Here is an 11,081-nt window from a genome sequence, read left to right as displayed (position 1 = left end):
CCGAACGCTCCCGCCTCATGTCCCGGGGACACGTCCAAATGACCGATGCACCATGGTGGCGCGGCGCCGTCACCTATCAGATTTACCCGCGCAGTTTCCTGGACACCGATGGCGACGGCGTGGGCGATCTGCCGGGCATCATCGCGCGTCTCGACTACGTGGCCAGCCTTGGCGTGGACGCGATCTGGGTGGCGCCGTTCTTCAAGTCGCCGATGGCCGACTTCGGCTACGACATCGCCGACTATCGCGACGTCGATCCGCTGTTCGGCACGCTGGCCGACTTCGATGCGTTGCTGGAAAAGGCGCACGGGCTGGGCCTGAAGGTGATGATCGACCAGGTGCTCAGCCACACCTCGGCCGAGCACGCGTGGTTCCGCGAAAGCCGGCAAAGCCGCGACAACGCGAAGGCCGACTGGTACGTGTGGGCCGACGCGAAGGACGACGGCAGTGCGCCGAACAACTGGCTGTCGCTGTTCGGCGGTTCGGCGTGGCAGTGGGAGCCGCGCCGCGGCCAGTATTACCTGCACAACTTCCTGACCTCGCAGCCGGACCTGAATTTCCACCACGCGGAAGTGCGCGCGGCGATCCTGGACAGCGTGCGCTTCTGGCTGGACAAGGGCGTCGACGGCTTCCGCCTGGATGCGATCAACTTCTGCTTCCACGACCGCCAGCTGCGCGACAACCCGCCCAAGCCCAAGGACAAGCGCGTGGGCCGAGGCTTCAGCCCGGACAACCCGTACGCGTTCCAGTACCACTACTTCAACAACACGCAGCCGGAAAACCTGGCCTTCCTGGGCGAACTGCGTGCGCTGGTGGACGGCTATCCGGGGGCGACCACGCTGGGCGAGATCTCCTCGGAGGATTCGCTGGCGACGATGGCCGAGTACACCCGTCCCGGCCGGCTGCACATGGGCTACAGCTTCGAGCTGCTCACCGACGACTTCAGCGCCGCGCATATCCGCGGCACGGTGCAGACGCTGGAAGCGCAGATGACCGAAGGCTGGCCATGCTGGGCGATCTCCAACCACGATGTCGAACGCGTGCTGACGCGCTGGGGCAAGGGGCGGTCATCCGCATCACTGGCCAACCTGCTCACCGCGATGGTCTGCTCGCTGCGCGGCTCGGTCTGCGTCTACCAGGGCGAGGAGCTGGGCCTGACCGAGGCGGAGCTGCCGTTCGAGGCGCTGCAGGACCCGTACGGCATCGCGTTCTGGCCACAGTTCAAGGGTCGTGACGGTTGCCGCACGCCGATGCCGTGGAGCGATGCCGCGGCGCACGCGGGCTTCAGCCACGGCACGCCGTGGTTGCCGGTGCCGGACGAACATCGCGAACTGGCAGTGAGCCGCCAGGACGGTGATCCGCATTCGGTGTTGAACGGTTTCCGCACCTTCATGCACTGGCGCCAGTCGCGACCGGCGATGCGCTGGGGCGACATCGCCTTCATCGATACCGTCGAACCGGTGTTGGCCTTCACCCGCCACTGGGCCGAACGAACCGTGCTGGTGGTGTTCAACCTCGGCGACGCGCCGGTCGGCATCGATCTTCCCGGGGAGCTTGCGCGACTGCGTCCGCTGGAAGGTCACGGCCTGCTGTCGGGCAGCCTCGAAGGAAGCCGCCTGCAGCTTCCCGGCTACGGCGCATGGTTTGCCGGCGTGGCGTGATGATCCGAGTCGGCGCGATCCTGCGAGGTCTGCTGGGCGGCCTGCTGCTGGCGTTCGCCGGCACGCCGGCGTTGGCATCGGGCGATGCCGGCGAAAATCTGCCGGTGCAACTGCAGCTCGATGCGCCGGCGTTCGCGCCGGAAAAGATCGCGGTGACGATTTACCTGCCGCGAGGCTACGCGCAGGCGTCCACTCGTCGTTACCCGGTGCTGTATGCGAACGACGGCCAGGACATGGCTGCGGTGGGCCTGCAGCCGACCTCGGCACGCCTGTTTCGCGAGCAGGCGATCGAGCCGGTCATCGTGGTGGCGATCCACATGCTTGCCGATCGTGCCAGCGGTTACGGGCTGTCCGACCGCGCCGCCGCGCGCAGCCTCGTCGGCGGTTCGCGGATCGGTCCGATCGGCACGCGCGCGCAGGACTATTCCGCATGGGTCGCCAGCGTGCTGGTGCCCTATGTTGACACGCACTACCGCACGCGCAGGTCCGCGCGCGGACGCACGGTGCTGGGCTGGTCGCTGGGCGCGCTGAACGCGTTCAGCCTCGGCTGGCAGTATCCCGACGTGTTCGGCCGGGTCGGCGCGTTCTCGCCCTCGTTCTGGCTGGCGGCGGACCGCAGCAGCGACACGGCGGTGCAGCACACGCGGCTGGCGCAGGCGATGGTCGATCGCGGCCGCAGGCGCGCGGGCCTGAAGATGTGGTTTGCGGCGGGTACGGCGGAAGAGATGAAGGACCGCGACGGCGACGGTATCAACGACACCGTCGATGACGTGCAGGATCTTCTGCAAGGCTATCGAGGCGCCGACGGCTTCCGCCTGCGCGGGCTGAAGCAGCTCGGCTATTCGATCGACATGGACTACGCGAGGTATCCGTCGCGTCAGGCCGATGCCTCGCTGTTCCTGCTGCCGGGCGGCGAACACAACCAGGCGTCATGGGCAAAGATGCTGCCGCTGTTTCTGCGCTGGGCCTACGGCAAAAGCTGACCCCACTCCGACCCTCCCCTGCGACCGAAGGAAGTCCCTTTGGGGCAAGCAGGGGAGGGGGCAGTCCGGCTATTTCCGCTCGGCGCTGCTGGCGTCGCGGATGCTGCGGAATTCGGAGTCCTTGCTCCAGTCCGGCCACTGGTCGGAATTGGCCAGGTCGCTGCCCACGTCGTGGAGCACCTGCAGGTCGCGCGCCATGCCGGTGAACGACCAGTCCGCTTCCCATTGGTCGGCGGGCTGGTGGTAGCGCTTGGCGGTGTAATCGTCCTCGGCGGCCTTGCCGGCCGCCAAGCCGCCATCGATCCAGTCATTGCCCGAGCCGAACGAGATCGCCGGCACGCCGCGCTTGGCGAACGAGAAGTGATCGGACCGGAAGAAGTAGCCCGCCTCGGGTTTCGGGTCGGCGGTGTAGCTGATGTCGTGCTTCTTCGCCTCGGCGATCAGGTCGTCGAGCAGGCCCAGCTTCGCGCTGCCGGAGATGGTGAAGTTGCGCGCGGGGCCATGCGGATCGAGCGCGTCCATGTTGAGCACACCGACCGTGGTGGCCAGCGGGTAGAGCGGATTGGCCGCGTAATACTCGGAGCCGAGCAGGCCCTTTTCCTCGGCGGTGACGTTGAGGAACACCACCGTGCGCTCGGGCCTGGGGCCCTGGGCGAAGGCGCGTCCCATCTCGATCAGCGCCGCGGTGCCGGTGGCGTTGTCGACGGCGCCGTTGTAGATGCGGTCGCCGCTGGCGTCCGGCGCGCCGACGCCGAGATGGTCCCAGTGCGCGCTGTAGATCACCGTCTGGTCCGGGCGCTTGCTGCCTTCCACGCGGCCGACGATGTTGTGCGAGGTGATCACCTGCGAATCGACCTTGAAGTGGGCCGAGAGACTTTCGTCCTTCAGGGTGACCGGCTTGAAGTCGCGCGTCTGCGCCTGCTTCTTCAGCGCATCGAAATCCAGCCCGGCGTGACTGAACATCCGCACGGCCAGGTCGCGCTGAATCCAGCCTTCCAGTTCCGGGTGCACGGCGGCGGGCTTGTCGCGCACGATGTCGAACATCGCGTTGGTGTTGGAGTTCTTCACCGTGGCCCAGCCGTACGAAGCAGGCGCGGTCTCGTGGATCACCAGCAGGCCGAGCGCGCCCTGCCGCGCGGCTTCCTCGAACTTGTAGGTCCAGCGGCCGTAGTAGGTCATCGCCTTGCCGCCGAAGTCGCCGTGGCCGGTCTCGAAATCCGGATCGTTGATCAGCACCACGGCGATCTTGCCGTGCAGGTCGACGCCCTTGAAATCATCCCAGTGGCGCTCCGGCGCCTTCACGCCGTAGCCGACGAACACCAGCGGCGCGTTGCGGATCGCCACCTCGGTCGAACCGTTCATCGGGGCGCGGATCGCGATCTGCTCGCCCTGGGTCAGTTTTTCATGCTGGTCGCCAAGCGCCAGCCGTAACACCGGCGTGCCGACGATCGCGCTGCGTCGCAACGGCACTGCCTGGGTCCAGCCGCGCTTGCCGTCCTTGAGGTCGCCGCCCGGTTGCAGGCCGGCGGCCTTCATCTGCGCCACCACATAGTCGATGGTCTTCGTCTCGGCCGGCGTGGCCGGCCCGCGGCCTTCGAATGCATCCGAGGAAAGCGTCTTCACCGTGGCCGAAAGCCGCTCGGTGCTGAAACCGGGCTGGTCGGTGGCCTGGGCGGTCGAGAACGCGGCCATGATCACGGCGCTGAGGAGTAGTCGCTTCACGGGCTTCACCTGTCGTAAGGGCAGAGTGCTCCGATACTAGTCAGCAACTTCCTGCGGGTCCATCCGCCAGCGGCAGTGCGGACTCAGGCCTTGCGGCTGCGCCGCGGTTTCGCCTGCGCGGCGGCGATCAGTTCCTGCAGGTAGGCGATGCCTTCCTCCTCCGGAAAGAACGCCACCACGTCGGCCACGGTCAGTTCGTGCCGTTTGCGCAGGGCCAGGAATTCCTCGCGGGCCATCGCCATCCGCTGGGCGGCCAGCGCCTTCTTGCCGAGCGGTTTCCCGCCGGGCGGTTTGGCGGCCTGCTGCTTCTCCACCTTCTGTTCAAGCCTGGCGAGCTCTTCCTGGAACTGGCGGAAATCGTATTTCTGGGAAGTCATGAACTTGGAAACGTCGTCATTGGGTGAGGCGATTTTCGCACGTCCGCTTCCCTTGGCGCCCACGAGCCGCCTTCGGCGAGCCGACGGCCAGCGCAGAATGACGATGAGGTCGCCCTGGCGACTCAGGCGGCGGCGTGCCTACGGCGGCGATCTAGAATGGTGTTGAGGGCGTGGTCCTGTGAATCCCGCGCGGCGCTGTAGGCTTCGGAGAACAGGGTGGAAAAGCGCTGCGCAGAGGCCGCCGGCGGCATCTCCGCGGCTGCCTGCGTCACCGCATGAGGCGGGGCCGGCGGCGCTTGTGGCGGCTGGTCGCCTCGACCGGCCAGGGATTCGCGGCAGTTGGCGTAACGACGCCGCAGCCGTTCGGCCAGGAGTTGCTGGGTACGACCCGGGGCGGGGTTTTCGCTGGATTCATCCATGGCGACTTTCTCGAAAGCGGGCAACGGAACTGCCACACAGGCAAAGCAGCATTTATGCCAATTCGAGAATCTGTGATGCAACTCACGTTTTGCACGCGATGTTTTGCGCTAGGTCGCCTGATCCACAAGGAAAATCGAGTGGTAACGATGCCCCCGGGCCACGCTTCGCGCAAGCGGCCACCGGTGCCGCGACGACCAAGCGAAGATTCGCAGCGCGTCACGGAGTGACCCAAATGGGTTGGACGAGTGTCGCCCTCACCACCGCGCGGGGTGGCGAAGCGGAGGCGCGTGTTTCCGGCACGCAAACAAAAGCCGCAACGAGTGCGGCTTCTGCGAGGAACTGACAAACATGGTGGCCGGGGACGGAATCGAACCGCCGACACGGGGATTTTCAATCCCCTGCTCTACCAACTGAGCTACCCGGCCGGGAACCTGGCGATCAAGCAGAACCGGCAAGGTCGCTGTTGATGCGTGGAGCCGCGCATTAGACCGAAAGCGCGGCGTTTCGTCAAGACTCGGTGGGCGGCGGGCTGAAGCCGGCGGCCTGGTCGACGTCGCCGCCGAACAGGAATTTCTCCATCTGTTCGCCGAGGTACTTGCGCGATTTCGGGTCGAGGGGATTGAGCCGGTACTCGTTGATCAGGGTGGTCTGGTGGGCCAGCCACTGTTGCCAGGCGGGCTTGGAAATCTCGGTGTAGATGCGCTGGCCGAGCGGGCCGGGCCAGGGGGCGAAGTCGAGGCCTTCGGCGTCGATGTGGAGTTTGCTGCAGTGGATGGTGCGGCTCATGGGGTCATTCCTGTTGCGGCCCTCGGGGGCTGGCGGATCAGTTGGTGCGCAAGCTTGCGGCATGCGTTCGGCCGGCGTCGCTGATCTGCAGCAAGAGACTGCGTACCGGCGCGGGCAGGCCAAGCGCATCGAGTTCGTCGACGCCGCACCAGCGCCAGTGCGGATTATCGGCGACGCCGCGTGCGGCTGTCGCGCGATCGAACAGCAGCGGCTCGATCGCCAGCCGATAGTGGCTGAAGACGTGGGTGAACGGGGCGAGCGCCTGCGCGTCATCGATGTGCGCGTGTTGCCGTGCCACTCGCCAGGCTTCGTTCGGGTCGCTCGCCTCGGGGAGGCTCCACAGGCCCGACCACACGCCTTGCGGGCCCCGTCGTTCCAGCAACACGCGATGGCTTGCGTCACGCAGGATCAGCATCACGGTGGCGCGGGTCGGGATCGATCGGGCCGGCTTGCGGCCAGGCAGGGCGGCGGTGAGGTCGTCGCGGTGCGCGATGCAATCCGTGGCCAGCGGGCAGGCATCGCAGCGCGGGCGCGCACGGATGCAGACCGTCGCGCCAAGATCCATGATCGCCTGGGTGTAGTCGGCGACGCGGGTGCCCGGGGTGTGTGCTTCGGCGTGTTGCCACAGCTGCTTTTCCACCGCGCTTTCGCCGGGGTGGCCGTGGATGCCGTGGTAGCGCGCCAGCACGCGCTTGACGTTGCCGTCGAGGATGGGAAAGCGCAGGCCGTGCGCCTGCGCCAGGATCGCCCCGGCGGTGGAGCGGCCGATGCCGGGCAGCGCGTTCAATGCGTCGAAGTCGCGCGGCAGTTCGCCGCCGTGCCGTTCGACGCAGAGTTGCGCGGCGCGGTGCAGGAAGCGGGCGCGGCGGTAGTAGCCGAGTCCCGACCACAGCGCCAGCACGGTGTCTTCGTGGGCGTCAGCCAGCGCTTCCAGCGTGGGCAGCGCGCCGACGAAACGATCGAAGTAGCCGACCACGGTGGCGACCTGGGTCTGCTGCAGCATCACTTCGGACAACCACACGCGGTAGGCGTCGCGCTGGCCGTTGTCGAGCGCCTGCTGCCACGGCAGGTCCTTGCGGCCGTGCCGGCCGAACCAGCGCAGCAACCGGTTCGCGAATGAAGCGCTCATGGATTCTTGCCGGCCGCCGGTTTCGAGGCGGGTGCCGCCACCGTGCCGGCCGCTGCGGGCGCATCGATGCCGGCCTGGACGGTGAGGCCTTCGATGCTGATGCCGGCCATCTCCAGGCTGGCGATTTCGGCGTGGCCGCTGCCCGGCGGCACGCTCAATTGCGGCCCCCGGGGATCGCCAAGCCCGTTCCACCAGCGCGCCAACGCCAGCGGCGGCAGCTTCAGATCCGCATGATTGGCAGGGCCGTCCAGCTTCAGCGCCAGCAGCAGCGGGTTGCTCTGGTCGGCGGGCGTCAGTCGTAGCGAGATGTCGTACTGGCCGGCGTTGGCCTGCTCGAGCTTGCCGCTCAGGCTGGCCTCGGCATCGGCGGCGCCATGCCAGTACGCATTGCCGGTGAGGGCGAGTTTCACCGTGCTGCCCTGGGTCAGGTGCAGGGTGATGTCCTGCAGTTGCAGCGCATTGCCTTCGATGCGCGGGGTCGCCGACAGGCGCAGTTGCACCGGCGTGCCCGCCGCCGTGACGGCCGAAAGCGCCAGCGGAAATGGCTGGCCGGTCACCAGGCTGCCCGCCTGCAGCGAGACGCTGCCCAGCAGCACTTCATTGCCGCGAACCACGCTGCCGTGGCTGATGCTGACGCCGGTATCGATGCGCGGAATATTCGGCGGCGCGCCCTCGGGTTTGGCGGGCAACGCGGCCAGCCAGTCCTGCAGCGCATCCAGGTCGACCCGTGGCGAATCGATCTCCAGCTGCGAAATCACCGTGGGGCCGCCGAACAGGGTGTGCCATGGCAGGGCAAGCTGGCCGTGTGCGGCCAGCAGGATCGGCGCGGTGGCGCCGGCCGCATTCAGGGTGATGCCATCGAGCTGCAGGGCCGGGCGCGGAAACAGGGTCGGGCTGGCGGGGCTGGCCAGGCTCAGTTCCAGTCCGGCCGCGCGCGCCTGGGTCTGCAGCATCCGGGTGAAGCGTTCCGGCTGCAGCAACAGGTAGACGGCGATCACCGCGGCCAGCACCAGTGCCAGCACCAGGCCGCCAAGCACCAGCAGGATCAATCGCAGTCGGCGCGACATCCGCTCAGCCCCGTCGTCGCGGTTCAGTCATGCGTCGGCACCTCGCCGAGGCTGGCCGGAAGCAGGCCATCGACGAAGGCCTCCGCGTCGAAACTGCGCAGGTCGGTGGCGGTTTCACCCAGGCCCACGTAGCGGATAGGCAGGCCGAACTCGCGCGCCAGGGCGAACACCACGCCACCCTTGGCGGTGCCGTCGAGCTTGGTCACGACCAGGCCGGTGACGCCCACGATCTGGCGGAACTGGCGCACCTGGTTGACGGCGTTCTGTCCGGTGGTGCCGTCGATCACCATCAGCACCTCGTGCGGCGCATCGGCATCGAGCTTCTTCAGCACGCGGGCGATCTTGCCCAGTTCGTCCATCAGGCCGCCCTGGGTGTGCAGGCGGCCGGCGGTGTCGGCGACCAGCACGTCGGCGCCGCGCGAACGCGCCGCCTGCAAGGCATCGAAGATCACGCTGGCCGAATCGGCATCCTGGCCCTGCGAGATCACCGGCACCTGGTTGCGTTCGCCCCAGGTCTTCAGCTGCTCGACCGCGGCGGCGCGGAAGGTGTCGCCGGCGGCGAGCATCACCGCGCGGCCCTCGTCGCGCCAGCGGCGGGCCAGCTTGCCGATGGTGGTGGTCTTGCCGGCGCCGTTGATGCCCACCACCAGCACCACGAACGGTTTGCGATGCGCCACGTCCAGCGGCTGCTCGACCGGCTTGAGCAGGGCGACCAGCGACTGGCGCAGGGCGGCCAGCAGCGCGGGGGAGTCGGCGAACTCGCGCTTGTGCATGCGTTTGCGCAGGTTCTCGACCAGGTCGGTGCTGGCCTCGATGCCGACGTCGGCGGTGATCAGGGTGGTTTCCAGTTCGTCCAGCAGGTCGTCGTCGAGCTTCGGATGGCGCACGAACAGCGAACCCAGGCTGCGCGAGAACACGCTGCCGGCCAGGCGTTCGCGCCAGCTGCGCCTGGCCGGTGCGGCGGCGGGCTCATCGGCGGCGGGTGCCGGGACCTGGAAACGTTCGTGGTCGGTGGCGTTGTCGGCGGGCGAGGGTGTCTCGGCCAGCGCCTCGCGCAGGGCGGGGGCGTCGCTGGCCTGCGCGACAGCGTCCACCGGCGTGATGGTGGCCGGCGCTTCCGCGTCCTTGTCGGCGGGCTTTTTCTTCCAGAACTTGAGCATTGCGGGCGTGATTCAAAGACAATGGGCGGCATGCTAACACTCCAACCTGTACTGGCCGCTGAGGGGCGGCGCGCCACCGTGGCAAGCGCATGAACGGGCCACGCAAGGCCGGCCCGGGACGGGTGCGCATCATCGGCGGCCGCCTGCGCAATTCGCGGCTGGAGGTGCCGGACGTGCCGGGGTTGCGACCCACCGCCGAGCGGGTGCGCGAGACCCTGTTCAATTGGCTGGCGCCGGTCATCGAGGGCATGGACTGCCTGGATCTGTGCGCGGGCACCGGCGCGCTGGGGATCGAGGCGCTTTCGCGGGGCGCCGCGTCGGTGCAGTTCGTCGAACGCGATGCCCGCGCGGCGCAGGCGCTGCGGGCGAACCTGGTGCGGCTGAAGGCGGACCAGGCTCCGGTGAACGTCACCGACGCCGGCAGCTTCCTGCAGCAGGCCGGCCGGGCCCACGACCTGGTGTTCCTCGACCCGCCGTTTGCGCTGGGCCTGTGGGCGGCGCTGGCCGGGCAACTGGAACGGGGCGGCTGGCTGGCCGCGCGGGCGTGGATCTACGTGGAATCGCCCCGTGCCGTGGTGCCCGACCTGCCGCCGACCTGGCAGCTGCACCGCGAAGGCCATGCCGGCGAGGTGCGTTTTGCGCTCTATCGGCGTGCGCTTCCGTTAAGCTAGTGCTCACAACCACTGCCACTTTCCCTCTCGTGAGCAAATCCATCGGCAATCCCCGCCTGGCCGTGTATCCGGGCACCTTCGATCCGATCACCAACGGTCATACCGATCTGGTGGCCCGTGCCGCGGCGCTGTTCGATCGCGTGGTGGTGGCGGTGGCCGACAGCTCCAGCAAGGGGCCGGCCTTCAGCATCGGCGAGCGGATCACCCTGGCGCGGATGGCGCTGGCCGACCTGCCCAACGTGGAAGTGCGCGGGTTCGATTGCCTGCTGGCCACCTTCGTGGAGCAGATTGGCGCCGGCGTGATCATCCGCGGCCTGCGCGCGGTGTCGGATTTCGAATACGAATTCCAGCTGGCCAGCATGAACCGGCACCTGATTCCCCAGGCCGAGACGTTGTTCCTGACGCCGGCCGAGCAATACAGTTTCATTTCCTCCTCGCTGGTACGCGAAATCGGCCGCCTCGGCGGGGACATTTCCGGTTTCGTGCATCCGGCGGTACAACAGGCCATGCGGCAGCGCTGGCAGAAGAGCCGCGCCGGCTCCAACAAGCAACCCGAAACAGAAGGTGATAACCATGCGTAAGTTCGCTCTCATTGCTGCCCTCGCGCTGACCGCCAGCCTGGCCCTGAGCGCCTGCGGCAAGCACGAAGAAGCCCAGCAGGCCGACCAGCAGTCCAGCCAGCAGGCAACCAAGCCGACCGATCCGAACGACACCAAGGCGTGGAATGCCTACCTCGGCCAGATCGTGCAGAACAACATGCAGGGCATGAAGGCCGACCGTCCGTACCCGTACCTGGTGCCGGCCGGTGATTCCGAGGAAGCCGTGGCCGGTCGTGGCCGCCAACTGTCGAACGTGCAGGACACCGTCGCGCGCGGCGTGCTGCCGGGCAACATGCTGGTGTTCGCCGGCCCGGATTCGGCCAAGACCGCCGACCTGGTGATCGCGGCATTCAAGGATGCCAAGCCCGGTTCGTTCAAGGACGTGATCGTGCTGTTCATCGGTGACACCGCCGACCAGCAGCGCGTCGACGACGTGCTGAAGCCGACCGGCGCCACGGTCCGTTTCGTCGCGATGTAAGCACGACCGCCGCGCCGGTTTCCGGCGC

12 protein-coding genes and 1 tRNA gene are annotated in these 11,081 nt (G+C 67.8%); 5 read left to right on the top strand and 8 right to left on the bottom strand.

What is annotated here, in order from left to right; translation table 11 throughout:
- Positions 1 to 38: 38 nt before the first annotated feature.
- Both I6J77_RS12775 and I6J77_RS12770 read left to right on the top strand, forming a co-directional pair.
- Positions 39 to 1,661, top strand: a complete 1,623-nt coding sequence (locus I6J77_RS12775; RefSeq protein WP_204109274.1) for an alpha-glucosidase family protein — start codon at positions 39 to 41, stop codon at positions 1,659 to 1,661.
- Complete coding sequence (locus tag I6J77_RS12770) at positions 1,661 to 2,644, top strand: esterase family protein (RefSeq protein ID WP_239308967.1); 984 nt, start codon at positions 1,661 to 1,663, stop codon at positions 2,642 to 2,644. Before I6J77_RS12775 ends, I6J77_RS12770 begins: the two co-directional genes overlap by 1 nt.
- A gap of 69 nt (positions 2,645 to 2,713) precedes the next feature.
- Here the strand turns inward: I6J77_RS12770 and I6J77_RS12765 are convergent, their stop codons facing one another.
- The 8 genes from I6J77_RS12765 to ftsY all read right to left on the bottom strand — a co-directional run bounded on the left by I6J77_RS12765 (position 2,714) and on the right by ftsY (position 9,305).
- Complete coding sequence (locus tag I6J77_RS12765; protein ID WP_204109272.1) at positions 2,714 to 4,366, bottom strand: M28 family metallopeptidase; 1,653 nt, start codon at positions 4,364 to 4,366, stop codon at positions 2,714 to 2,716.
- Between the two features lie 83 nt (positions 4,367 to 4,449).
- Positions 4,450 to 4,743: a 2-hydroxyacyl-CoA dehydratase gene (locus I6J77_RS12760; protein ID WP_056767082.1), complete on the bottom strand. Its 294-nt coding sequence runs from the start codon at positions 4,741 to 4,743 to the stop codon at positions 4,450 to 4,452.
- A 122-nt stretch (positions 4,744 to 4,865) separates the two neighbouring features.
- A complete protein-coding gene (locus tag I6J77_RS12755; RefSeq protein WP_204109271.1) occupies positions 4,866 to 5,162 on the bottom strand; it encodes a hypothetical protein in 297 nt (98 codons plus the stop codon).
- 350 nt (positions 5,163 to 5,512) lie between these two features.
- Positions 5,513 to 5,588 (bottom strand) — tRNA-Phe (locus I6J77_RS12750).
- Positions 5,589 to 5,670: 82 nt separating this feature from the next.
- Entirely contained in the window at positions 5,671 to 5,949 is a 279-nt protein-coding gene (locus I6J77_RS12745) for an oxidative damage protection protein (RefSeq protein ID WP_056717333.1), read from the bottom strand.
- A gap of 37 nt (positions 5,950 to 5,986) precedes the next feature.
- Positions 5,987 to 7,078 (bottom strand): A/G-specific adenine glycosylase, encoded by a 1,092-nt coding sequence (gene mutY / locus I6J77_RS12740; protein ID WP_204109270.1) that lies wholly within the window; start codon positions 7,076 to 7,078, stop codon positions 5,987 to 5,989.
- The gene (locus I6J77_RS12735; protein WP_204109269.1) at positions 7,075 to 8,145 is read right to left on the bottom strand and encodes an AsmA family protein; all 1,071 of its coding nucleotides are present in this window, start codon (positions 8,143 to 8,145) and stop codon (positions 7,075 to 7,077) included. The genes mutY and I6J77_RS12735 overlap by 4 nt, the downstream gene beginning before the upstream one ends.
- A gap of 23 nt (positions 8,146 to 8,168) precedes the next feature.
- Positions 8,169 to 9,305 carry a signal recognition particle-docking protein FtsY gene (gene ftsY / locus I6J77_RS12730; RefSeq protein WP_204109268.1) on the bottom strand — a complete coding sequence of 379 codons (1,137 nt, stop codon included), beginning with the start codon at positions 9,303 to 9,305 and terminating at the stop codon, positions 8,169 to 8,171.
- Between the two features lie 89 nt (positions 9,306 to 9,394).
- On the opposite strand from ftsY, the gene rsmD reads away from it, so the two are divergent.
- Genes rsmD through I6J77_RS12715 form a run of 3 tightly spaced genes read left to right on the top strand, consistent with a single transcriptional unit; the run spans position 9,395 to position 11,053 of the window.
- Positions 9,395 to 9,976 (top strand): 16S rRNA (guanine(966)-N(2))-methyltransferase RsmD, encoded by a 582-nt coding sequence (gene rsmD, locus I6J77_RS12725; RefSeq protein WP_204109267.1) that lies wholly within the window; start codon positions 9,395 to 9,397, stop codon positions 9,974 to 9,976.
- 29 nt (positions 9,977 to 10,005) lie between these two features.
- The gene (coaD, locus tag I6J77_RS12720; RefSeq protein ID WP_007807937.1) at positions 10,006 to 10,557 is read left to right on the top strand and encodes a pantetheine-phosphate adenylyltransferase; all 552 of its coding nucleotides are present in this window, start codon (positions 10,006 to 10,008) and stop codon (positions 10,555 to 10,557) included.
- A complete protein-coding gene (locus tag I6J77_RS12715; RefSeq protein WP_204109266.1) occupies positions 10,550 to 11,053 on the top strand; it encodes a hypothetical protein in 504 nt (167 codons plus the stop codon). Before coaD ends, I6J77_RS12715 begins: the two co-directional genes overlap by 8 nt.
- The last annotated feature ends 28 nt before the right edge of the window (positions 11,054 to 11,081 follow it).

Source organism: Rhodanobacter sp. FDAARGOS 1247 (genome assembly GCF_016889805.1).
In the GTDB taxonomy this organism is placed as follows: Bacteria; Pseudomonadota; Gammaproteobacteria; order Xanthomonadales; family Rhodanobacteraceae; genus Rhodanobacter.
Note: the sequence above shows the minus strand (reverse complement) of the source record. Positions and strands in the feature narration are given on the sequence as shown.